At 49.9% G+C, this 24,203-nt stretch carries 23 protein-coding genes; 8 read left to right on the forward strand and 15 right to left on the reverse strand.

Translation table 11 applies throughout. The annotated features are described in order from the left end of the window. Window positions 1-100: 100 nt before the first annotated feature. Window positions 101-1,081, forward strand: a complete 981-nt coding sequence (locus L6H98_RS14210) for an aldo/keto reductase (protein ID WP_236415986.1) — start codon at window positions 101-103, stop codon at window positions 1,079-1,081. 245 nt (window positions 1,082-1,326) lie between these two features. Here L6H98_RS14210 and ilvC read toward each other — a convergent pair whose 3' ends face one another. The 3 genes from ilvC to ilvB all read right to left on the reverse strand — a co-directional run bounded on the left by ilvC (window position 1,327) and on the right by ilvB (window position 4,807). Next, entirely contained in the window at window positions 1,327-2,319 is a 993-nt protein-coding gene (gene ilvC, locus L6H98_RS14215; protein ID WP_236415988.1) for a ketol-acid reductoisomerase, read from the reverse strand. 257 nt (window positions 2,320-2,576) lie between these two features. Continuing rightward, the gene (ilvN, locus tag L6H98_RS14220; RefSeq protein ID WP_236415990.1) at window positions 2,577-3,059 is read right to left on the reverse strand and encodes an acetolactate synthase small subunit; all 483 of its coding nucleotides are present in this window, start codon (window positions 3,057-3,059) and stop codon (window positions 2,577-2,579) included. Continuing rightward, a complete protein-coding gene (gene ilvB, locus L6H98_RS14225) occupies window positions 3,056-4,807 on the reverse strand; it encodes a biosynthetic-type acetolactate synthase large subunit (RefSeq protein WP_236415991.1) in 1,752 nt (583 codons plus the stop codon). Before ilvB ends, ilvN begins: the two co-directional genes overlap by 4 nt. 708 nt (window positions 4,808-5,515) lie before the next feature. On the opposite strand from ilvB, the gene L6H98_RS14230 reads away from it, so the two are divergent. After that, window positions 5,516-5,962: a GNAT family N-acetyltransferase gene (locus L6H98_RS14230; RefSeq protein WP_236415993.1), complete on the forward strand. Its 447-nt coding sequence runs from the start codon at window positions 5,516-5,518 to the stop codon at window positions 5,960-5,962. 147 nt (window positions 5,963-6,109) lie between these two features. Here L6H98_RS14230 and L6H98_RS14235 read toward each other — a convergent pair whose 3' ends face one another. From L6H98_RS14235 to L6H98_RS14275, 9 genes are all read right to left on the reverse strand, one after another. Further along, on the reverse strand, window positions 6,110-6,484 hold the full coding sequence (locus L6H98_RS14235; RefSeq protein WP_236415994.1) for a hypothetical protein: 375 nt from the start codon (window positions 6,482-6,484) through the stop codon (window positions 6,110-6,112). Window positions 6,485-6,692: 208 nt separating this feature from the next. Next, entirely contained in the window at window positions 6,693-7,655 is a 963-nt protein-coding gene (locus L6H98_RS14240; RefSeq protein WP_236415995.1) for an ABC transporter permease, read from the reverse strand. Next, entirely contained in the window at window positions 7,656-8,735 is a 1,080-nt protein-coding gene (locus tag L6H98_RS14245) for an ABC transporter permease (protein ID WP_236415996.1), read from the reverse strand. Continuing rightward, the gene (locus tag L6H98_RS14250) at window positions 8,728-10,266 is read right to left on the reverse strand and encodes an ABC transporter ATP-binding protein (protein WP_236415997.1); all 1,539 of its coding nucleotides are present in this window, start codon (window positions 10,264-10,266) and stop codon (window positions 8,728-8,730) included. Before L6H98_RS14250 ends, L6H98_RS14245 begins: the two co-directional genes overlap by 8 nt. A gap of 219 nt (window positions 10,267-10,485) precedes the next feature. Further along, window positions 10,486-11,526, reverse strand: a complete 1,041-nt coding sequence (locus L6H98_RS14255; RefSeq protein ID WP_236415998.1) for a BMP family ABC transporter substrate-binding protein — start codon at window positions 11,524-11,526, stop codon at window positions 10,486-10,488. A 557-nt stretch (window positions 11,527-12,083) separates the two neighbouring features. Beyond that, window positions 12,084-12,443: a 50S ribosomal protein L20 gene (rplT, locus tag L6H98_RS14260; protein WP_236415999.1), complete on the reverse strand. Its 360-nt coding sequence runs from the start codon at window positions 12,441-12,443 to the stop codon at window positions 12,084-12,086. 88 nt (window positions 12,444-12,531) lie between these two features. After that, window positions 12,532-12,735: a 50S ribosomal protein L35 gene (rpmI, locus tag L6H98_RS14265; protein ID WP_017689665.1), complete on the reverse strand. Its 204-nt coding sequence runs from the start codon at window positions 12,733-12,735 to the stop codon at window positions 12,532-12,534. A 24-nt stretch (window positions 12,736-12,759) separates the two neighbouring features. Beyond that, window positions 12,760-13,254: a translation initiation factor IF-3 gene (infC, locus tag L6H98_RS14270; RefSeq protein WP_236416326.1), complete on the reverse strand. Its 495-nt coding sequence runs from the start codon at window positions 13,252-13,254 to the stop codon at window positions 12,760-12,762. Window positions 13,255-13,570: 316 nt separating this feature from the next. Beyond that, window positions 13,571-14,809, reverse strand: a complete 1,239-nt coding sequence (locus tag L6H98_RS14275) for a glycosyltransferase family 2 protein (RefSeq protein ID WP_236416000.1) — start codon at window positions 14,807-14,809, stop codon at window positions 13,571-13,573. Window positions 14,810-15,503: 694 nt separating this feature from the next. On the opposite strand from L6H98_RS14275, the gene L6H98_RS14280 reads away from it, so the two are divergent. Together L6H98_RS14280 and L6H98_RS14285 are read left to right on the forward strand one after the other, a co-directional pair. Then, window positions 15,504-16,031: a phosphatase PAP2 family protein gene (locus L6H98_RS14280; protein ID WP_236416001.1), complete on the forward strand. Its 528-nt coding sequence runs from the start codon at window positions 15,504-15,506 to the stop codon at window positions 16,029-16,031. A gap of 50 nt (window positions 16,032-16,081) precedes the next feature. Beyond that, a complete protein-coding gene (locus L6H98_RS14285; RefSeq protein WP_236416002.1) occupies window positions 16,082-17,236 on the forward strand; it encodes a glycosyltransferase in 1,155 nt (384 codons plus the stop codon). A gap of 245 nt (window positions 17,237-17,481) precedes the next feature. Here L6H98_RS14285 and trmB read toward each other — a convergent pair whose 3' ends face one another. Both trmB and L6H98_RS14295 read right to left on the reverse strand, forming a co-directional pair. Further along, window positions 17,482-18,231, reverse strand: a complete 750-nt coding sequence (trmB, locus tag L6H98_RS14290; RefSeq protein WP_236416003.1) for a tRNA (guanosine(46)-N7)-methyltransferase TrmB — start codon at window positions 18,229-18,231, stop codon at window positions 17,482-17,484. Between the two features lie 149 nt (window positions 18,232-18,380). Then, entirely contained in the window at window positions 18,381-18,584 is a 204-nt protein-coding gene (locus L6H98_RS14295; RefSeq protein WP_236416004.1) for a hypothetical protein, read from the reverse strand. Between the two features lie 373 nt (window positions 18,585-18,957). Here L6H98_RS14295 and L6H98_RS14300 point away from each other — a divergent pair, with 373 nt between their 5' ends. From L6H98_RS14300 to L6H98_RS14315, 4 genes are all read left to right on the forward strand, one after another. Then, on the forward strand, window positions 18,958-19,911 hold the full coding sequence (locus L6H98_RS14300) for a TIGR01212 family radical SAM protein (protein ID WP_236416005.1): 954 nt from the start codon (window positions 18,958-18,960) through the stop codon (window positions 19,909-19,911). Window position 19,912: 1 nt separating this feature from the next. Next, window positions 19,913-20,497, forward strand: a complete 585-nt coding sequence (locus L6H98_RS14305) for a class I SAM-dependent methyltransferase (RefSeq protein ID WP_236416006.1) — start codon at window positions 19,913-19,915, stop codon at window positions 20,495-20,497. A gap of 244 nt (window positions 20,498-20,741) precedes the next feature. Continuing rightward, the gene (locus L6H98_RS14310; RefSeq protein WP_236416007.1) at window positions 20,742-21,719 is read left to right on the forward strand and encodes a type I phosphomannose isomerase catalytic subunit; all 978 of its coding nucleotides are present in this window, start codon (window positions 20,742-20,744) and stop codon (window positions 21,717-21,719) included. 57 nt (window positions 21,720-21,776) lie between these two features. Next, window positions 21,777-22,778 carry an alpha/beta hydrolase gene (locus L6H98_RS14315; RefSeq protein ID WP_236416329.1) on the forward strand — a complete coding sequence of 334 codons (1,002 nt, stop codon included), beginning with the start codon at window positions 21,777-21,779 and terminating at the stop codon, window positions 22,776-22,778. 149 nt (window positions 22,779-22,927) lie between these two features. On the opposite strand, the gene odhB is transcribed toward L6H98_RS14315, so the two are convergent. Beyond that, on the reverse strand, window positions 22,928-24,202 hold the full coding sequence (odhB, locus tag L6H98_RS14320) for a 2-oxoglutarate dehydrogenase complex dihydrolipoyllysine-residue succinyltransferase (protein ID WP_236416008.1): 1,275 nt from the start codon (window positions 24,200-24,202) through the stop codon (window positions 22,928-22,930). Between the last annotated feature and the right edge of the window lies 1 nt (window position 24,203).

Consider the following 24,203-nt stretch of genomic DNA (forward strand, 5'->3'; position numbering starts at 1 on the left):
TTGCCTATAAGAGAGTGAGCGTCGTTGTTCGTCCCCTTCCGTATGGGTTACAATGGAAACGGTAATTCCATTTCAGGTTAGTACAGGAGGGATTGTAATCATGCAGTACACGTACTTGGGAAAATCAGGACTCAAGGTAAGCCGGATCTGTCTCGGCACGATGAACTTTGGACCCGCTACGGATGAAAAGGAAGCTTTCCGCATCATGGATGCGGCATTGGACGCCGGAATCAACTTCTTCGACACGGCCAACATTTACGGTTGGGGAGAAAACTCCGGGCTAACGGAGGAAATCATCGGGCGCTGGTTCAAACAAGGCGGCAACCGCCGGGAAAAAGTCGTGCTTGCCACCAAGGTATACGGCTCCATGCACGACGACACCGATGGTCCCAACAATGAAAGCGGTCTCTCTGCATATAAAATCAGGCGCCATCTGGAAGGCTCCCTCCGCCGTTTGCAAACGGATCATATCGAACTGTACCAGATGCATCATGTGGACCCTGCCGTTACTTGGGACGAGCTGTGGGGAGCGTTCGAGAATGCCGTCCATCAAGGAAAAATCGGTTACGTCGGTTCCAGCAACTTCGCCGCTTGGCAGATTGCCATTGCCCAGAGCGAAGCCAAAAACCGCCATTTTCTCGGCCTGGTGTCCGAACAGCACAAATACAGCCTAAATTGCCGTTTGCCGGAACTGGAAGTGCTGCCTGCCGCCAAAGAGCTCGGGCTTGGCGTCATTCCGTGGAGCCCGCTGGATGGCGGATTGCTCGGACGCAACGCGCTCCAGAAGCTGGAAGGCTCACGCAGCAGCGGCATTGCCGAACGCATCGACCGTCAGCAGCAGCAGCTGGAACAATTCGCCGCCCTGTGCCGCGAGCTTGGCGAACCGCAGGATACCGTCGCCCTGGCCTGGGTTGCCGCCAACCCGGCGGTTACCGCACCGATTATCGGCCCACGTACCTTGGAGCAATTCGAAACGGCGCTCAAATGCCTTGAGGTTACGCTCGATGCGGAAGTGCTCAAGCGCCTGGACGAGATTTTCCCAGGGCCTGGTGGACACGCACCAAACGCTTATGCTTGGTAACGTCTGCTGTGCATGAACAGATTTAGGCAATAGCATTTATCATATAACGCAATTAACGCAAATAAAGTCTGACCCTTATGCAAAAAAGCCGGGTCAGACTTTATTTTTGTGCTGGTCGACAGAGGACGTAATGGCATCTTCTCTCCTTACGGTACCTTTCTCGTATCAGAAATAGCGGCCCACGCATAAGCATGGCCGCTATTTTCCGTTGAAGCTGTAAGATTAAGATCAAATGAAAACGGGACTTACTTTTTGATCCAGTGCATCATTTCACGCAATTGACCGCCAACCACTTCGATTGGGTGCTCGGACTCGTTGCGGCGAGTTGCTGTCAAGAACGCACGACCGGATTGGTTTTCAAGGATAAAGTCGCGAGCGAATTTACCTTGTTGGATATCGGAAAGCACTTCTTTCATTGCTTTTTTCGTATCTTCAGTTACGACGCGAGGACCCGTTACATAGTCACCGTATTCAGCCGTGTTACTGATGGAGTCGCGCATGCTAGCCAGACCGCCTTCGTACATCAGGTCAACGATCAGTTTCAGCTCATGCAGACACTCGAAGTATGCCATTTCAGGAGCATATCCTGCTTCTGTCAGCGTTTCGAATCCTGCTTTTACAAGGGCACTTACGCCACCGCACAGAACAGCTTGCTCACCAAACAGATCTGTTTCTGTTTCTTCACGGAAGGAAGTTTCGATCACGCCTGCACGCGTGCAGCCGATACCTTTTGCATAAGCAAGGCCGATTTCTTTGGCTTTGCCTGTTGCATCCTGCTCGATCGCGATCAAGCCAGGTACGCCAAATCCTTCCACGTACGTACGACGTACCATGTGGCCAGGGGACTTAGGAGCTACCAGCAATACATCGCTGTCTTTTGGAGCAACGATTTGGCCGAAATGAACGTTGAAACCGTGGGAGAAGAGCAAAGCTGCGCCTTTTTTCAGGTTTGGTTCGATTTCGTTTTTGTATACAGCCGCTTGTGTTTCGTCAGGCAGCAAGATTTGAACCACGTCAGCGCGGCTTGTTGCTTCTGCCGGAGACAATACTTCAAAGCCGTCGTTTTTTGCTGCATCGTACGATTTACCTTCGCGAAGTCCGATAACCACATTCAGTCCGCTATCGCGCAAGTTTTGTGCTTGGGCATGGCCTTGGCTGCCATAACCGATAACGGCGATCGTTTTTCCTTTCAATACGCTAAGCTCTGCATCCTGTTCATAATAAGTAGTAACTGCCATGTTTTAAGTCCTCCTTTATTTTGTAAAGAACCCTTCAATAATGAGCGGGTGTCTCAAGGGACCGTGGACCATAGCTGGCGAAACCGTGATGCATGGGGTTACATGCTTCGATCCATTCAGACACCCGCCCATTAAAGCGGGGATGTATCTCTCTTTTCAAGCGTTACATCACTAAAATGTTAGCTTGTATCAATCCATTGGTTAACTTATTCGTTTACATTCGCGGGTGAGGAGGAATCCTCATTGCTCGATGCGCTTTATGCATTTCCCCGAACTAGGGCCGTCACGCCGGTTCTGGACAATTCGCGAATGCCATAAGGCTTGAGCAGCTCGATCATCGCATCGATTTTGTCGGTATCCCCAACCACTTGAACCATCAGGCTGTTTGGACCGATATCCACGACCGCTGCGCGGAACGTTTCTACGACGCCCATAATTTCCGGACGTTCCGCCGGTTCGGACTTCACTTTGATCAAGGCGAGCTCGCGGGCAACCATTGGCTTGATGCTAAAATCTACAACTTTGATGACATCAATAATTTTGTACAGTTGTTTCTCGATTTGCTCGATCGTTTTGTCATCGCCAACCGTCACAATGACCATCCGGGACAATCCCGGCTCTTCCGATTGACCTACTGTAATGCTTTCAATATTGAAACCGCGCCGACCGAACAATCCAGAAACACGCTGCAGGACACCAGGCTGATCGTTGACCAAAATCGATATCGTATGTCTTATCATTCCTCAGCATCTCCCATCAGCATTTGATTGATCGTTGCTCCTTGCGGAACCATCGGGTACACATTTTCTTCCTTGCTTACAACAAATTCTACAACGACCGGACCGTCTGTGTCCAAGGCTTCTTGCCAAGCACGCTGCGCTTCTTCTTTGTTGGTTGCACGAAGGCCTTTAACGCCGTAAGCCTCAGCCAATTTTACGAAATCCGGGCTTCCTGCCAGATCGATGTGGCTGTAGCGGTTGTCGTAAATGAGCTCCTGCCACTGACGAACCATACCGAGCACCTGGTTGTTGATGATGACGATTTTGACCGGTATGTTGTTGATCGCGCAAATTGCAAGCTCTTGGGAACACATTTGCATGCCGCCGTCGCCATTGATGGAAATAACCAGCCTGTCAGGGTTTGCCATCTGCGCGCCGATCGCCGACGGGAATCCAAAGCCCATCGTTCCCAAACCACCTGAAGTTACCCATGAACGTGGTTGGTTGAATTTGTAATACTGGGCCGCCCACATTTGATGCTGACCGACGTCCGTTGTTACAATGGCTTCGCCTTTGGTCGTTTCATTCAGCATTTCAATAACCCATTGCGGTTTCAGCACTTCGTTCGAATCGTTGTAACGGTAAGGTTTTTCCTGTTTCCACTGCTTGATCTGATCTCTCCAGGCATCCGCACGTTCTGCACGCTGCACTTCCTTGTTGACCAATTCCAAAACCGTTTTGCAATCTCCTACGATCGGAATGTCAGTGGCAACGTTTTTACCGATCTCTGCCGGGTCGATGTCGATATGCACGATTTTTGCAAGCGGTGCGAAGCCGTCAAGCTTGCCCGTTACCCGGTCATCAAAGCGTGCCCCGATGTTGATCAGCAAATCGGCTTGCTGGATGGCTTGGTTGGACGTGTACGTTCCGTGCATGCCCGGCATTCCCGTCCACAGTTCATGACCGCTTGGGAAAGCGCCGAGTCCAAGCAATGTTGTCGTAATCGGAATGCCCGTTTTTTCCACGAATTCCAACAGCGCTTCATGTCCGCCCGAGTAAACGACACCGCCGCCAGCGATGATCATTGGACGTTCCGCTTCCTGAATCGCTTGGGCCAGACGATCGATCTGCAGCTTGTTCGGTACCGTCGTTGGATTGTATCCTCTCAGCGTAACCGGACCTGTCAGTGGTTCGAACAACGTTTTATTGGCCGAAACATCTTTCGGAATGTCGATAAGCACCGGACCTTTGCGTCCTGTGTTCGCGATGTGGAATGCTTCGTGAATGATACGCGGCAGATCCTCGACATCTTTGACCAGATAGCTGTGTTTCGTGATCGGCATCGTGATGCCGGTAATGTCTGCTTCCTGGAATGCATCCGAACCAATCAAGCTGGAAACGACATTCCCCGTAATAACGACGAGCGGTACGGAATCCATATAAGCCGTGGCAATGCCTGTAACCAGGTTCGTCGCCCCCGGCCCGGAAGTCGCGATGCACACGCCAACCTTGCCGCTTGCCCGCGCATAACCGTCTGCTGCGTGAATGGCACCTTGTTCATGGCGCGTAAGCACATGTTTGAAATCTTCGAAGCCGTACATCGCATCGTAGATATATAACACGGCACCGCCCGGATATCCAAAGACACACTCGACGCCTTCCAGCAGCAAGCTTCTCAGCAAAATTTCAGAACCGCTAATGACCTCCGGCTTCATCCATTTTTCACGTAATTCATCTGTTGATCGTACTTCTGGAATATGAGCTCCCATCAGTCATCCTCCTCTCGGAATTTACACCATTCTGACATTTGAAGTTACAAAAAAAACCTTCCATCCCTGCAAACATAATGATGCTTGCGAGGGACGAAAGGTTGTTCTTCCGTGGTACCACCCAACTTTGCCCGCTATTTCGCAATAACGGACCTTACCAGGTACTAAAAAGACGATGACGTAAAACGATCAAAGTCGTTCCCGTACCTGTTGCCTGTAACGCAGGCATACGATTCCCCCTAATAGGCAAGGAACGATCTCCATTGCTTTTCAGGAAAACAGCTCCGAGGTGAGCTCGTATATAAGGGGTAATGGTGGTGGTTTCAGCAGATCCAGCCACTCTCTGAGCAAAAGAGCCCTTAAAACTTCGTCCTCTTCATAGCCGATAAAATATTCTCGTTAAATGTTAGGAACATTATATGACCCCGGCAGCAGATAAGTCAATACCTGATTTTAATTAATTTCAGAACGCCCGTTTCATATGCTCGTAACAAACACGGCGCTTTCCCGCAGCGCTTTCCAAAATGAAAATATTTTTTCTCCCTGAATCCAATACGCAATATTGGAACAGGACATAGCTTAAGCATTTCTTTCAACGCTTCCATCGTTTAACATAACCCATTTTCACTCTTTCATTCAGTCACCTTTCAACTTCATCCAGGCATAAAATATACGAGCACCAAGACCTCTTACGAAAGGAGGCCCGGCATGGTCATTCGGCAGCGCAAATCCAAACTGGACGATGCCGCCATCATGCGGTTAATCGATACCGAACTTGTTCCGTTGTCCCATATGGGTGAGAACGATATCAACAAAATTCGCAAAGAAATACCCCTGCGGATGAGCAGGGGCATGACCTTCGTGATTTCTCCGAGTCCCGACAAAGAAGCCTTGGCCTTCATCCATCTTCTCATGCATGGCGAGCTGCTGTACATCGACATGATGGCCGTTTCCGCCAAAGAACAGCGCAAACGATACGGGGAAACGCTCCTGCATAAAGCAGAAACATTCGCCACATCACGCGGCTGCAAAATATCCAAAGTCATGGTGGACGAAGGAAATATGAAAGGACTTCAGTTTTATCAAAAACAAGGATATCGCATCATCCGATATATCATGATCAGCCGCTGCTTTGAGCTCGAAAAAAACATCTGAGCTCGAAAAGAGGAGCACTCTTCGCCGTCTCCCCGAAACCAATTTAGGCATTTGCCGTCCTTCGTGGTCCTTGTCGCCGCCTCTGCTCCCCCAAACAACCGTCTATCGGTATAATTCATTCGACCGGAAGGGCAAAATCAATCGTCTTTAGTAAAATCCTGGTGGACGCGGGCCCGGTCCATAAGGACTGAAGCCAGGACCAATCCCAGGGTACCCGGCCCCATAGCCAGGGCCATACCCCGCTCCACATCCCGGTTTCGGACCCGGCCCATAACCTGGTCCAGGTGCTCCATAACCAGGGCCATAAGCATACGGCAAGGTTGCAATAGCCAACAAATCAAATAAAACGAGTGGCAAAATTGCTTTTGTGCGAACCTTTTTGCCGTCTATGCGTTTCAACACAAGCTTGTTTCCGGATATCTTCACCAGTCTTCCAGTAACCCGAGTTCCGTCCTTTTTGACCGCAACGATATTTTGGCCAACAAACTTCATCGCATCAGTACGCGTAATTCGTGATCTCATACTTTCCCCTCCTCCTCGGATCGTTCAAAACAGTGTATTCGTCCAAAGCATGGTTCGCCTGTTTCTTTGTCCATGCCCAAAAATTTGGGGGATTCCCCCTACCCTGTTGAGCGGCTTCCAAACGAATGAATGTAACAGAAAAAGGCCCGCAAGCGCGGGCCCTTTATGGTAAAACCTGATATGGTGATGTTCACATTTGTCGGTGAAACTACCTTTTCCCGGGATCGTACGGTTCGCCCAATGCGGATGGCGCGGAAGAACGCCCTACCGCAGCAATCAGCACAATCAGTGTGAGCAGGTATGGAAGCATATAAATAATTTCCTGGGGAATACTTTGCGTCCATTCGAACAACTGTACATAGTTCCGGATCGCTTGCGAGAAACCGAAGAATACGGCTGCGCCAAAGGCACCGATCGGGTTCCATTTACCAAAGATCATGGCTGCAATCGCAATATACCCCTGTCCGGATACCGTATTATGGGAGAACGTTCCTGTCGTTGTCAATGTAATGGCCGCCCCGCCAACTGCTGCGAGCGCGCCACTGATCATCACCGCAACATAACGGTAACGGCGAACTTTCACACCGACAGTATCCGCTGCACTCGGGTGCTCGCCCACGGAACGCAACCGAAGACCGAAAGGTGTTTTGAACATGATGTAATACGTCAGGAAAACAAATACGATCGCCAGATAGGTTGTCGGATATACGTTCTTGAACAACGCTTCACCGAGCAAAGGAATATCCTTGAGCAGCGGCACGTCGAATTTGTTGAAACCTTGCACCAACGGGGAGTCCCCGGAACCTTCAAACAACAATTTAACCAAATACAGCGTGCTTCCTGCCGCCAGGAAGTTGATCACGATCCCGCTGATGATTTGATCCGCTTTAAACGTAATGGACGCGACCGCATGAATCAAGGATACCAGTACGCCTAGCAAAACAGCGCACAGTACACCCATCCATGCCGAAGTCGTTCCTCCCATGCCCGCTTCCTGAGCATAGTGTGCACCGATCCCTGCCGCAAACGCGCCAAAGACCATGAAACCTTCAATTCCGAGGTTGGTTACACCGGACTTTTCCGAAAAAATTCCGCCTAGGGATGCAAAAATCAATGCCGTGGCAAAGACAAGCGTCGTATTGATAATTTGCCCAATTGTCAACAAGTCCATCTACAACACCTTCTCTTTCTTGCGCTTGGAATAGAACGGTTTAAGTACCCAGCGCACGATGCCTTGTGCCGCAATGAAGAAGATAATCGAACCGATCACAATCCGAATGATTTCAGGCGGCACATCCGCGGCAAAGCTCATCCCCGCAGAGCCATAAGTAAGCGTACCGAACAACAAAGCTCCGAGCAGAACGCCGAACGGATGATTCAAACCAATCAACGCTACCGCGATGCCGTCAAAGCCCGTTCCCGGAGAACCGGACATCACGGTCTGATATTGGAATACGCCCAGAACCTGGAACGCTCCGCCAAGCCCTGCAAGCATACCGCTGATGAACATCGCTTTGACAATGTTGCGATTTACGTGCATGCCCGCATATTCGGCCGCATTAGGGTTGAGACCTACGGCACGGATTTCATAACCCTGTTTCGTTTTCCACATGTAAATATAAAAGACCACGGCCAAAACGAGAGCGATCAGCGTACCCAAATGCACGCGGGAATTGCCCATCAACTCGGACAGCCAGTTCAAACTGATCGAAGCCGATTCGCTAATATCGACGGAACGGTTTTCGCCCTGAAGCAGCAAAAATTGGCGCACGATCAAATTAGCCAGATAAAGCCCGATCCAGTTCAGCATGATACTGCTGATCACTTCGTTTACGCCACGCGCAGCCTTCAAATAACCGGCAATCGCCGCCCACAGTCCACCGAAAAGGGCTCCCGCGATCATGGCGAGCGGTGCATGGATATAAATAGGCAGACCTGCAAATTTAACCCCGACAAACGTCGCAGCCGTCATACCTACGAGAAATTGACCTTCTCCCCCGATGTTAAACAAACCTGCGCGCGAAGCGAATGCAAACGCAAGCCCGGTCATGATGAGCGGTGTCATCTCCCGCACGGCTTCGCCGAAGTTGTACATATCGCCAAACACTTTGGTGAACAGCGCGCTATATGCTTCAACCGGGTTGTATCCACCGAACAGCATGACGATTCCGCCCAAAATCAATCCCATGACGATGGCCACAACAGGCAAAATAAAGGAATCTCGGGTAAACCATTTCAATATGTTACTCATGCACAGTACCTCTCTTTTGGGTGCTGCCCGCCATCATCAAGCCGAGCTCCCTGTCATTGGTTTCTTCCGGCAGCACCTCGCCCACAATCCGTCCCTCGTAGATGACGGCAATGCGGTCAGACACGTTGATGATCTCATCCAGTTCGAACGAAATCAGCAAAACGGCCTTCCCTTGATCCCGCTGAGCAATCAATTGCTTTTGCACAAACTCGATCGCACCAACGTCCAAACCGCGGGTTGGCTGAGCAGCGATAAGAAGCTCCGGATTTTTGTCGACTTCGCGCGCAATAATCGCTTTCTGCTGGTTCCCTCCCGACAAAGAGCGGGCTTTTGTTTCAATGCTTGGTGTACGCACGTCAAACGCCTCGACCAGCCTTTTGGCTTGTTTTTTGATCGCGTCAAAATTGAGGAACCCTCTGCGGGTATAAGGCGCCTTGTAATAAGACTCCAGAACAATGTTTTCACTAACGGAAAAATCGAGAACAAGTCCATGTTTATGCCGATCTTCGGGAATATGCGCTAACCCGGATTCCGAGATATAACGCGGAGACTGGTTGGCAAGTTCTTTCCCTTGCAAACGAATGGAGCCGCCGTCCACTTTACGCAGGCCGGTGAGCGCTTCGATCAACTCGCTCTGGCCGTTGCCGTCAACGCCTGCAATGCCGACGATTTCTCCGGCGCGCACATTCAGGTTAAGCTGATTCAGAACGGAAATGCCTTCCTTGTTTTTGGACGACAAATTGCTGACTTCCAGCACGTTCGCACCCGGAGTCGCAGGTTTTTTGTCTACCTTAAACGTTACGTTGCGTCCAACCATCTTTTCGGCCAGCTCGTTCGGGTTGGTTTCCGACGTTTTCACCGAATCGATGACTTTGCCTCGGCGAATGATGGTAACCGTATCGGAAATTTCCATGATTTCTTTCAGCTTGTGCGTGATCAAAATAATGGATTTGCCTTCGGCCACCAACTTCTTCATGATCTGCATCAATTCTTTGATTTCCTGCGGAGTCAATACGGCCGTAGGCTCGTCAAAGATCAGAATGTCCGCACCGCGATACAAGGTCTTCACGATTTCAACGCGCTGCTGCATACCCACCGAGATATCGTGGATTTTGGCATGCGGGTTCACCTGAAGTCCATATTGTTCGGACAGGCGCTGTACTTCTGCTGCTGCTTTTTTATAGTTAATGTTGGGACCTTTGGTAGGCTCAGATCCCAAAATAATGTTCTCTGTTACCGTGAACGGCTGGACAAGCTTAAAGTGCTGATGCACCATGCCGATGCCAAGCTCAATCGCTTTGTTTGGACTATCAATGATCACCGGCTTGCCGTTCACCTCAATGGATCCTTCATCCGGCTGATAGAGGCCAAATACAATATTCATCAATGTTGACTTACCAGCACCGTTTTCGCCCAATAAAGCATGAATCTCGCCTTTTCGAAGCTGAAGGCTGATAGCGTCGTTGGCAACAATGCCTGGGAAACGCTTCGTGATTTGTTTTAACTCAACGACGGGGGTTCCTGCACCCATGTAATCACCCTTATAACTGATATAGTGTGTGGTTCCGCAAAACGAAAGAAAAACGTCCATCGACGTTAATTGTTAGACCAAATGCTTCTTGCGATTGTTCTTCATGCAATATGTCTGAAGCGCTCCTTTTGGAGGCTTCGCTGGCCAAGATAAGCTGCGGGCAATCATAAGGCCGGTCAAGACCGGCCCAATGACGTATTTCCTTATTTGCAAACCATATTATTCGGTAGGTACTTTAATTTCGCCGCTGATGATTTTTTGTTTGTACTCTTCCACTTTGTCCAGGATTTCCTTGGATACGTTTTTCGTGGATGTATCTGCGATGCCTACGCCGTTTTCTTTCAGAGTCAGATTTTCTGCTCCGCCTTTGAACGTGCCGTCGATCACTTCTTTATTCACGCGTTTAACCGCTTCGTCAACTTTTTTGATCATGGAAGTCAGGGTCACATCGTCGCCAAACTCAAGGGATTGGTCTTTGTCGACACCGATAACCCATACGTCTTGTCCTTGTTTCTTGCGAGCGATCGCTTCGTTGAACACACCGTTTCCTGTTGCGCCCGAAGCGTGGAAAATGATATCTACGCCTTTGTTGTACAGTGTCGCTGCCGCTGCTTTACCAAGGTCAGGCTTGTCGAACGCGCCTGTGTAGTTGGAAATAAATTCGGCATCCGGATTTACAGCTTTTACGCCTTCTCTGAAGCCAACTTCAAATTTCTTGATCAGCGGGCTGTCCATACCGCCGACAAAACCGATTTTGTTCGTTTTTGTGCTCAGTCCGGCAACAACGCCTACGAGGTAAGACCCTTCTTCTTCAGCAAAGGTTACGGATTTAACGTTTGGCGCATCCACAACGCTGTCGATGATGGCCAGTTTGGCATCCGGGTTTTGGTCAGCAACCGTTTTGATCGCATCAGCCAATTGGAACCCGATTCCCCAAGTCAAGGAGTAGTTGTTTTTAACAAACTCGTTCAAGTTAGGAATATACTCTTCATCAGCTTTGGATTGCAGGTATTTTACTTTCGCTCCGGTTTCAGTCTCTGTTGCTTGCAGAGCTTCCCAAGCGGATTGGTTAAAGGATTTGTCGTTAACGCCGCCGACATCGGTTACCATACCGATCGTCACATCGCTGGCAGTTTCCGTTTTAGGTGCTTCAGTGCTTCCACCTGCATTATTTTCTTCAGCAGGTTTGCTGCCGCAACCTGCAAGCAGTACGGAACCGGCAAGCAGCATCGACAAGGACAAGCTCAAAAACTTCTTCATTTAATCTGTTCCCCCTTAATGATATATACCTAATTCCAATCCGAGCCATATTGGACGAAATGAACAGATATCAGACGCAGATAATCATTGGAATGTATGGTTTATCAAGCAATAAACCTTAATTCCTTGCTGATCCAGCCCGTTGATCTGTCGAAAAACCGAACATTATGACCAAGAAAGAAAAGTTTAGGACTAGCCTACAGAGGTGATTATACATTTAACCAGTGTATAAATCTAGATGTTCCTTAGCAAAGTTCACTTATTTTTGCACTTTTTTTGTTGGAAACGCTTTAAAATTTAGCGATTTAACACACTAACGTCAAAACGATGTTACGTTATGTGACAAAAATGTGACTCTTGTTATATTTCCAACTTGATTTCACTCAAAAAAACTTGCATTATTTCACACAGCCAATGATATGTAAGTGACTAAGCTGATATCCTTTCCGCCACTACATTTCCAGTGTCTCCTCCGTTCAGGCAGAGTATGCAATTAAGGATTGTGGCGTAGAAAAAGCCGCCATATAGGTACGGCGGCTTGGAATTGCGTTTCTTGATTAAGCGTTAAGTTTGCCTTTGGCTACAGTAGCCAAGGAGTTGAACGCGTTGATGTCGTTAACAGCCAGATCAGCCAGCATTTTGCGGTTCATGTCTACGCCAGCCAATTTCAATCCATGGATCAGCTTGTTGTAGGACAGTCCGTTTTGACGAGCTGCTGCGTTGATCCGAACGATCCACAGTCTGCGGAAGTTGCGTTTCGTTTGACGACGGTCACGGTATGCGTATACCAGGGATTTCATGACCTGCTCGTTAGCTGTTTTAAAAATACGGTGTTTGGAACCGAAATAACCTTTAGCCAGTTTCAATACTTTCTTATGACGACGACGTACTACAAAACCGCCTTTTACTCTTGCCATATTAAAGAACCTCCCAAATAAATATTAAATGTATCCTGATATGCGTACAGCCGAGGCCGTCCCCCCATATCACGTACGAATTTTTGAATTAGCCTTTCAGGTTAGCCAGACCTTGTTTCAAACGTCTTACGTCTCCAGCAGCCATAACCGGGTTGCCGTTCAGGACGCGTTTAGCACGTTTGGATTTGTGGGAAAGCAAGTGGTTTTTGTGAGCTTTGTAACGCAGGACTTTACCGGAACCGGTGATTTTGAAGCGTCCTTTCAAACTGCTGTGTGTTTTCATTTTAGGCATGTTGTGTTTCCTCCTTCAATGTTATCAGGCTTTTGGAGCCAGAATCATAATCATGCTGCGGCCTTCCAGTTTCGGTTGGCGCTCAACGGTGCAGAGTTCTGCAACTTCCGTTTTGACGCGTTCCAAAATTTTCTGACCAACCGAAGCGTGTGTAATCTCCCGTCCGCGGAAACGCACGGAACATTTCACTTTGTCGCCTTCTTTCAAAAACTTAACTACATTGCGAAGCTTCGTTTGGAAATCATGCTCCTCGATATTGGAACGGAACCATACTTCTTTGATATCCACAATTTTCTGGTTCTTACGGGCTTCTTTTTCTTTCTTTTGCTGCTCATAGCGGAATTTGCCATAGTCCATGATGCGACATACCGGCGGTTTAGCCTGCGGAGCCACATTGACCAGATCCAGGTTCAGATCAATCGCCATTTGCAGCGCTTCACGAATGGGCTTAATCCCGATTTGCTCTCCCTCAGCTCCGACAAGGCGTACTTCCTTCGCCCGAATCTCATCATTAATCATGTGATCTTTACTAATAACAGTCCACCTCCAGGTCATTTTGAATATCCTGTTACACAAAAATAAAAGGGATGCCGGTCTAGCTACCGACATCCCTGTAATCAACACCATTCCTCATGAACATACTTCACATAAATTCATAATGATTGGGATCGTTGACCAGCCAACATATGTTGGTCAGGTGAGAAGTCGGACTTCTGCTTGTGATTCCAGTCTATTCTCTTTCAAAGCACTAGAACAATATATCACTTTGGAAAAGCATTGTCAACCATTTTATGAATCAAGGCACACAGCCGATGGCCGCATGCCTCGTTCAACGTTATCCTTGTTTGCTCTGCACCTCATCCAGACGTACAACCCGCGTATGCTGCGTATGGCTCCACTGCTTGTTGTTCTGCGTGAAGAACGCATAGAACGTGATGGGATACCAGGAGAGCAGATAGATCGGGAATACGATCAGGTACATGTACACTTTGGCAAATTTAACTTTCTCGAGAGCCATCGACAACAGGAACGTCAAAATGTTCAAACCGATTGCCAGAAATCCGACCCAAAGCGGGAAGTATCCATAAATATTGGCGATGTTCGGACCGTTGAACACGGCTGTATCGACCCACATTATCGCAGTGAGCAAAAACGTCAGCAAGACAACATAAACGTTCGCACCGTAAATGGCAAGGTCGAATTTGACCAGACTGCGTTCCTTGATGCTTTTCCACAACAGAGGGAAGAAATATCTGCGTGCGACGGTAAAGTGACCCTGCATCCAGCGCAGGCGCTGTCTGGCCGAAGCCTTGAACGTCAATGGCTTTTCGTCGAACACTTTGGCATCGTAATTGAATACCGGATATACGTTGCGTTGCACGCTTCGCATGGTAAACTCCAGGTCCTCCACCAAGCTTGTGGCGCCCCATCCGATTTCCTTCAGCAGATTGGTCTCAAAGCACATTCCCGTACCGCCAAGGAAGTTCGCCATATTCAGGTTGTGGCGGGACAGCTGCCACAGACGGTTGATGTACCAGTACGATACGCCGTAAGCCGCAGTGATCCAGGAATCTTCCGGGTTTTTCGTGTCGATATAACCTTGGATAACGCGAGCTCCGTTGCACAAATCATTGTTCATTTCGAGCAGGAAGTTGCGGTCAACCAGATTGTCCGCATCAAACATGACAACCGCATCATACTGGCGCGGCAGGCCCCATAAATATTTAAGCATCCACTCGATGGCATATCCTTTGCCTCGCAGATCCGGGTTGGTGCGCACACAGGCATTCCATCCGTGCTCGCGCACGATTTGCGCCGTGCTGTCCGTACAGTTGTCGCAAATGACGAATACGTCGTACAGATCCTTCGGGTAATCCAGCTGCTTGAGATTTTCCATCAATGCCCCGATAACCTGCTCTTCGTTATGGGCCGCTACCAGCACCGCGAAGGACTTTGTCGCAGGGTAATGCTTCTTTTTCTTTTTCTTATACAGACCGAACAGTGAAAACGTGAATTGGTACACAGCCAGCAGCGCGAGAATGACCTGCAGCGTGACGAATATAGCGTCCAACATCGTTCTCTGTTACCCCCTTTTTTTTCAGACCCTTTTTTGCTTTTCGTTTTTGTCTTTTTTGTTTCTGCATGTTGTTTGTTTTTGTTTGATGCAGAATATGACCCGTTGCTTTGATTACTACGCAGATGTCTCAGGCATGGTTGCCAGCAGTTTGCTGCTTTATCGATTTTGGATGCTTTTCAGCCATTTGTCAAAACCCCGATTCCACGTATTGAAGCAGAAATGTGATCTTAAAACGCTGAATTGGCAATCCGTTGCACCACACCCTTGGATTCATGCCCGTTATATCCTATTTTCAGCCGTTTCCTTTATTTTTATTTCTAAAGTCCCTGTTTGTGTTCACCCTCCTGCCGTTGGTCGGAAAGAGACTTCACTAAAATAACGTTTACGGCCGGCAAAAAGTTCTAAAGAAACTCACATTTTCTTTACCCCATTCCGCCACATTGAATCATTGTAGCCGTTTTGGCTCGTCCAAGTCAAAAAGCAAACTGGTTGGGCACCCATAGTTTAACATTCATTTTACGTTCTTTACATGTCTTCTTCTTGAAAAGGACATCATTTAAAAATATGATAAACATGTACCTGAATAACCCCGACTTCACGAAAAACGGTTATATAACAATCAGGGCGATCCGGAAGCACAATGACAGAAATACCGCCGCCGTCTGGGCGGCCTGACTGGCAGGAGGCCAAAATGAGCCGTTTATTCGTTAAGTTTCAAGAGTATGATCGCAATGTTTTCATGTGGATTAATGGTCGACTTCATAATCGCTTTATGAATTTTTGGCTATACTATTTCACTCATCTCGGCGGAGCGACCGCTTCGATCACCGTATCCTTGTTGATATGGCTGCTGGCTCCGGCACCGTGGAGCACAACCGGGCTGCAGGCCTGCATCGCTTTGGCAGTCAGCCACATTCCTGTTGCCATCGCCAAAAAGCTGTACCCTCGCATCAGGCCGTATCTCGCACTGCCGGATGCGATCACGTTCCGCAACCCGCTTACGGATCATTCTTTTCCATCCGGGCATACTACAGCCATCTTTTCGGTGACCGTCCCTTTTATGGCCATGGACTTCATTCTGTTATGCGCTTTATTGCCGGTTGCACTTATTGTCGGATTTTCTCGCATTTATCTCGGGCTGCACTATCCCTCAGACGTACTAGCAGGGGCAACAATCGGTACTTTAGTCGCACTGGCAACAGTTGCATTATGGGCATAAAGCAGATATGTTAGACTAAGGAAAACCTAGCAGGAACAGGTGAAGCAAGCGTGGAAAAGAAACGAATACTCCTATTATCCGAAGGCTTTGGTGCAGGTCATACCCAGGCAGCTTATGCACTTTCCAGCAGTTTGCGCAAGCTATCGCCTGGCGTGCAGACGAAGGTGCTTGAACTGGGAAGCTTTTTGAATCCCAGGGTTGCGCCGCTGATCATTACAGCTTACAAAAAAACGGTAACCAAACAGCCGAAGCTGGTGGGTTACGTATACAAACACCAGTATAAAAAATCACTGAACCGGTTCACGACGCTCGCCCTGCACAAGTTGTTCTATACGCATACGCGCAGCATCGTGCGCCAGCTTCGGCCCAATGTCATCGTATGCACCCACCCGATACCAAGCGCGGTCATCTCCCGCTTGAAACGTTTGGGCATCATGGTGCCGCTGTGCACGGTCATTACCGATTACGATGCGCACGGAACGTGGATCAGCCCCGAAGTCGACCTGTATCTCGTCTCTACCGAAGAGGTACGATCCAAACTGCTGCTGCGCGGAGTGTCCTCAGACCGCATTCGGGTTACAGGCATTCCCGTGCACCCGAGTTTTTGGGAGCATCCAGGCAAAGATGAAATCCGCAGCAAGTTCGGCTTAAAAGACATGCCTACCGTACTTGTTATGGGTGGCGGCTGGGGCATGCTCAGCGATGAGGTCATCAACCAGTTTTTGACGCGCTGGCACGAGGATATACAGATTATTTTCTGCTTGGGCCGCAATGACAAAGCAAGAACGGACATGGAGCAGAACCCTACTTATCAGAAAGAAAACATTCATATCATGGGCTATACCAAAGAAATCGACAAATTAATGGAAGTTTCGGACCTGCTCATCACGAAACCCGGCGGCATGACATGCTCGGAAGGGCTTGCCAAAGGCATTCCCATGCTGTTCCACAATCCCATTCCGGGCCAGGAAGAAGAGAATGTGCAGTATTTTACTTCCAGAGGACTCGGGGAGTCTATCTCTTCCTTCGACGTGATCGTCAAATGGATGAACAGACTGCTCCACAAATACCCGGATATCGTTCGCAGGCGGAAGCGTCATTTGGCGCAGATCGCGAAGTACCACCCGCTGCAAAGCGCTCAGAGCATTCTCGATCTGCTTGACTTTCGCACGCAGCCTGACCAGAACGCGAACCCTGCCCCGTAATGATCGCGGTTTTATCGTGCAATTTCAATCATTCTACACAAAGGCGCCCTCATGCTTGAAGGCGCCTTTGTGTGCGCACCAGCGTTGCCCAAGCCTAAGACGGAACCGACTCCACCAACGAAACCCCGATGACCAAAGTTCAATGCAGGCGCAAAAAGCAAAATTTCGAATCAGAATGCTCCGTTCGCGACCTGCCAGCGCAAAAAGAACGGCACACAGGTTGCAGCCAACCCGGTGCCGTTTTTCTACTTTTCACTCGTTTCCTTGTTGTCTTTCGCTTCACGTACTTTGTATTTGTCCAGACGGATTTGCTGATATTCACGCAAAGCCTCTTCCCCAACGATCACTTCAACGCGGTGGATGTTCATGCCTTTGCCCATGAATTTCTGCTCGTACTCGGTCATGACATGCTCTTCGTTCAATCCATCCCGATGCAAGTTGAGCGATAGATTCGTCATTTGCAAGCCAAAGTCCGCAAATGCGTTAAGGGAAAATTCAAACAACGTCTCCGAATCGGTCTTGAAATGGATTTGTCCTTTGGCATTCAGCAATTCGACGTATTTCTTCAAAAAACGGGGATGCGTCAAACGGCGGCGTGCATGCTTTGCCTTCGGCCACGGATCGCTGAAATTCAAATAAATGCGTTCGAGCTCGCCAGGTTCGAATATTTCTTCGATGCTCTCGATGTTAGCCAAAGCCAGCTTGAGGTTCGGCGGCGTGTCGACCGCGTCCTCATTCCATGCCTTTCTCGCCTTCTCACTGGCTCTTCGCACCAGTTCATCGAACATATCAAAACCGATAAAATTGTACTGTTGGTGTTTATGGCTCATCTGGCTAATGAACTGGCCTTTGCCCATGCCGAATTCCACAAAGATCGGACGATCATTGCCAAACAGTTTGGACCATTGTCCCTTGTATTGTTTGGGATCCAAAATCACGAGGTCTTCCTGCTGCTCCAGGCTTTCCCGGATCCCTTTTCTTCCACGTAAACGCATCTTATTCCTCCGTTTGCTGATACTTGTCTCAGAATCATTGTGCCGAAGAAGCGGCGAATTGTAAAGGGCAAAGAAAAAGGAATCTTTGAATTGCCGATGAGGCAAATAACAAAGATTCCTTTTCCGATATATTTGGAATTGGGGTCCAACTACTTTAACAGTTCATAGTCTACCTTATCTTGGTGTGAAAAATCAAATGTCTTTTCGAAAGCATCGCGAACTTTTTGCCTTGCAGCCGCTTTCACTTTCGGATTGCCATTAAAACGAACACCTGTCAGGGCCAGCGCCTCTTCTGCCGTCAACTCAACGGAAACGCGATGAACATCATTATTATTTTTGACTTGGGAATTCATTCATATCACCTCACGGTATAATATGGTCCATGACGTCAAAATTCATTCAATTGCCGTGATGAATAAGTACCCTTTGGATGTGTCTGACGTTGGTTTAAATATAACACATCATGTGAACTATTTCAAGTGAAATCGTTGAATTTCCGGCCTATTTTTGAGAGTTGAAAACGATTTAAAATGGAGCATTACAGCTTGGATGAAGGCCTCGATATCGCGTCCGGACGACGGATGCACACTGCCCCCATTTTTTGATACAATAATAGCAGTCCATACAGATGCGGATTTCCGAAATCCGTTCCTGATCGTGAACAGATAAGAGCCTTTCCTTTTTTCGCGTATGGAGGATGGCCGTTAAAGGAGCACCCGAAACAATATGAACGCACCTGCAATCGATACACCCCTCCTATGGGGGGATAAACGGTTTCATACCTGGAACCATGAAATGAAAAACGAATTCAACAACAAAGTGTTCAAAGTCATGCTGGACGCCGGCTTTACTTGTCCCAATCGCGACGGCTCCATTGCCAAAGGCGGCTGCACTTTCTGCAGTGCCCGCGGATCAGGGGATTTCGCCGGCAGCAGACGCGACGATCTGGTAACGCAGTTTAATACTATTCGGGACAAGCAGCATCTAAAGTGGCCGAACGCCCAATATATCGGTTACTTTCAGGCTTATACGAATACGTATGCCCCTGTCGAAGTCCTCCGTGAATACTTCGAAGTCATCCTGCGGCAGCCCGGCGTGGTCGGCCTCTCGATTGCGACGCGTCCCGACTGTCTGCCCGATGACGTGGTTGAATATTTGGCTGAATTGAACGAGCGAACCTATCTATGGGTCGAAATGGGATTGCAAACAATCCACGAGTCCACCTCCACCCTGATCAACCGGGCACATGATACCCGATGTTACGAGGAAGCCGTCGCCAAACTGCGCAGGCACAACATCCGCGTATGTACGCACATCATCTACGGATTGCCGCAGGAAACGCATGAAATGATGCTCGATACCGGGCGCGCGGTAGCCAATATGGATGTGCAGGGCATCAAAATCCATCTGCTTCACCTCATGCGCAAAACGCCGATGGTCAAACAGTATGAAGCCGGGCTGCTGCGTTTCCTGGAGCAGGACGAGTATATCAAGTTGATCGTGGATACGTTGGAAATGCTGCCTCCGGAAATGATCGTGCACCGCCTGACCGGCGACGCGCCGCGAAACCTGCTGATCGGACCGATGTGGTCGCTCAAGAAATGGGAAGTGCTCAATTCCATTGACCGGGAGCTTCGTGAACGGGATTCCTGGCAGGGCAAGTATTGGAGGAGATGCTGATATGGGATTTTTATCGGTGCTCAGTTGTGCCCATCAATGGATTTCCGCTCGTTTGCAGCCCGGGGATCTCGCCATTGACGCGACCGTTGGCACTGGAGCGGATACATTGTTTCTTGCGCAAAGGGTAGGCCCGCGCGGACAGGTGATCGGTTTCGATATTCAAAACGAAGCCCTCGCGCTCGCCCAAGCGCGCATTCGCAAACAAGAGGATGCAGCCAAGCTGGGCTCCATCTCCCTGCTGCAGCTTGGCCATGAACGCATGGCCGAGGCCGTTCCCGAAGATTGGCATGGGTCGGTCGGCGCGGTGATGTTCAACCTTGGCTATCTGCCATCGGAAGGGGCAGATTCGTCTATCATTACCCAGACGGATAGTACCATTGCTGCTCTGGAAGCCGCCCTGCAGCTCCTGCGGCCCCGTGGCATCATAACTACCGTGCTCTATCCGGGCCATGACGGAGGGGCCCAGGAAGCCGATGCCGTTTGGCAGTGGGCGTCTGCCTTGCCGGTGGAGCAAGCCCAGACGGTCGTTTACCGTCAATTGCAGCGGGAAACCTCACCTTTTTTGATCGGCATCGAAAAAAAGTAATTTGCACGGTCACGGTCTAAAGGGCTAAGTGCAGCATTTAGCCCTTGCCCACTGTCATCCTGTCGTTTTATACTGCATGCCGCTGTCTGCCAACAGAAGCCATCCCGGCTCTGAGGCCCGGTTTGACGCCGTTGGCGCAATGGCCTGCTATACATATCATCATGCAACCGTATACATGTTGTTCAGCAACATGTGCTGATTAAAGTGATTCGCCATTTTATATAATAGAGGAGAGAACTATACGATGACTAAACCATATCCTTTGCAATTTCAACCTGAATTTAAAGAGCGCGTCTGGGGAGGGCGTGCGCTGGAGCAATTCGGCCTGACCCCGCCCGAAGGACATATCGGCGAAGGCTGGATGATTGCGGACCATCCGAACGGAACAACGAAAGTGATCAACGGCGAGTTGGCGGGAAAAGGCTTGGATGAAGTGCGCGAACTGCTCGGCACGGAATGGCTCGGAACCAAAGGCGTTTCCAAAAAAGGCGGACGCTTCCCGCTTCTAATCAAACTGCTGGACTGCAATGACGATTTATCCGTTCAAGTCCATCCGACCGACGACTACGCAGAACTTCCTCCAGGCGAGCTCGGCAAAACAGAAATGTGGTACGTACTCGACGCCAAACCGGGCGCGCACATCATTTATGGCCTGAACGACGGCGTGGATCGGGAAACGTTGAAATCCGCGCTGGAAAACGGAACGGTGATGGATACGCTGCGCCAAGTTCCCGTTGAAGCAGGCGACACGTTCTTCATCCCTGCGGGAACGGTTCACGCCCTTTGCGCTGGCGTGGTCGTCGCCGAAATCCAGCAAAATTCGGATACCACTTATCGACTCTACGACTACAATCGTCCCGGCCTTGACGGAAAGCCGCGCGAACTGCACATTGAGGATTCCCTTAACGTAACAGCTTACGAAGGCGCAGGTGCCACAACGATGAAAACAGGCAACGCCGTTCCGGGAGAATGGCTGAAACTTGCGGAATGCCCTTATTTCGTCGTCGAAAAAGGCGTCGTGCGCAATCAATGGGAGCTCACCACGGATGCGGAAAGCTTCACCATTCTCGTCGTTTGCGACGGCAGCGGTTTGCTGAGATGGGGCAACAGCGACGCGGAGCGCGTCGAACTGAAGGCAGGGCAATGTTACCTGCTTCCGGCCAATCTCGGCGCTTATACGATGGATGGGAATGCCACTGTGCTCCGTTCATACCTTCCTTAATTGGCATCGGACGGGAATAGGAACGAGGTTTGTATCATGAAGAAGGGAGCTATGCTCATGCAGGAATCGACCTTTGACCTCATCGCCAATGACGGGAGCCGAATCCACGTGTATCGTTGGCTGCCCTCTTCGGATACTTCCGTTAAAGGCGTGCTCCAGATTGGACACGGCATGGCTGAAACCGCGGCCAGATATGCAGAGTTTGCCCAATCGCTCACGCAAAGCGGATACGCCGTATATGCCAATGACCACCGCGGGCATGGAAAAACGGCTGGAAGCCCGGAAATGCTGGGCGATGCAGGCTCAGATGCATTTCGCTGGATGGCAAGCGACATGATGAACCTGGGGGAAGTAGCCGCCAAGGAGCATCCGGGGGTACCCATCATTTTGATGGGACATAGCATGGGGTCTTTTTTGGTTCAGCATCTCATGTATGCGGGTCATGAACGTTATTCGGCCTTTATTTTGTCAGGTACCAACGGTAAACGCAGCCTGCTGCAATTGGGTGAAAAATTAGCCTGGCTGCAATGCAGCCTCCAAGGGGCCGCGCATCATAGCTTGCTGCTTAACGCCATCGTATTTGGCGGCTTTAATCGCGCGTTCCGCCCCGCGGCAACGCCTTTTGACTGGCTCTCCAGGGATCAGGCCGAAGTCAAAAAATTTATTGATGACCCCATGTGCGGCAGCATCTGCACTGCAGGATTTTTCCGGGATTTTTTCCGGCTGCTGCTGGAAATCCATCTTCCCCATAACATGGCGGGCATCCCCAAGGATAAACCCGTTTTCCTGTTTTCCGGCGAACAGGACCCGGTTGGCTTGCATGGCAAAGGCGTTCAGAACCTGGTTGCCCAATATCGCAAGCTGCAGCTGCAAGATATCGAGGTTCGCCTGTACCCGGGTGGACGCCATGAAATGCTGCACGAAACGAACCGAGCGGAGGTGACCCAGGACATCCTGGAGTGGCTGGAACGGCATTTACCGCTGCTCAGCGGCGCTGCTGCAGACACAGGCACAGAAACAAACGCCATCGCCGACAATTTTCCGGCTGACTCCTTGTGAGGGACACGTTAACTCTCTATCAAAGACAGAAGCCCCTGATCGGACACAGCACAGGCTGTGTCCCCGATCAGGGGCTTCTTCGTTCATTCTTTTGAAATGTCAATAAGTGCTTAGGAAAGCATCATCGCTTACCTGCTTGTACGCTTGAATTATCCTTCAATCAGCAGCGATTCCGGATCTTCCAGCAGTTCTTTGATCGTCACTAGGAAGCGTACGGCATCCGCACCATCAATGATGCGATGGTCATAAGACAACGCAATATACATCATCGGACGGTTTTCCATGCGCTCGGCATCGATCGCCACCGGACGAAGCTGGATGTTATGCATGCCGAGAATACCTACTTGAGGTGTATTCAGAATCGGCGTGGACAACAGCGAGCCAAACGTACCGCCATTAGTGATGGTGAACGTTCCTCCTTGAAGATCAGACAAGGCCAGCGTGTTCGTACGTGCTTTGGATGCCAGATCTGCAATGCTGCGTTCGATCTCGGCAAAGCTCAAGCGATCCGCATCACGGACGACAGGCACAACCAAACCTTCCTTCGCCGAAACGGCAATGCCGATGTCATAGTATTTTTTGAGAATGATGTCTTCGCCATCGATTTCAGCGTTGATCATCGGGAATTTTTTCAGCGCCCCAACGACCGCTTTGGTAAAGAAGGACATGAAGCCAAGGCCGATGTCATGCTTCTCCTTGAACTTGTCTTTGCGGCGTTTGCGCACGTCCATGATCGCCGTCATGTCGACCTCATTAAACGTGGTCAGCATCGCTGCCGTTTGCTGTGCTTCCACCAGACGTTTTGCAATCGTTGCCCGGCGGCGCGTCATGCGCTGGCGCTCAACGGGTTTCGCATATGTAGCTGCGCTAGGAGCGGGCGCACTCGGCGCAGACGGCTTGCTGGGTGCCTGTGCGGCCGGAGTAGCCGGAGCAGCCGGTTGACTGCCGTGATTTTTGACGTCCTCTTGGTAAACGCGTCCGATCGGATCTTTGCTTTGCACTTGATCCAGCTCAATGCCGCGCTCGCGGGCAAGCTTTCGCGCAGCAGGAGAAGCTGCCTTCACGCCCGCTTCGGAAACTTCCGGAGCCGCCGGTGCGGGAGCAACAGCCTGTGGAGCCGGAGCTTGCTTCTTCGGTTCAGGCGCAGGGTCGGAAGCAGCTGGGGAGGCAGGAGCACTTGCGGCTCCCGCTCCAACAGCGATGATACCGATCGCTTCGCCGATCTCGACGGTATCTCCCTCCTGCCGAAGGATTTTTTCCAAAACCCCGCTCTCTTCCGCACTGATCTCGATGTTTACCTTATCCGTCTCAAGCTCCAGAAGAACATCGCCCTGATTGACGGCATCTCCTTCTTTGACAAGCCATCTGGATACGGTTCCTTCCGTAATCGATTCGCCCATGGCGGGAACTTTAATTTCACTCACA

Source organism: Paenibacillus sp. JJ-223 (assembly GCF_927798175.1).
Lineage (GTDB): Bacteria > Bacillota > Bacilli > Paenibacillales > Paenibacillaceae > Paenibacillus > Paenibacillus hubeiensis.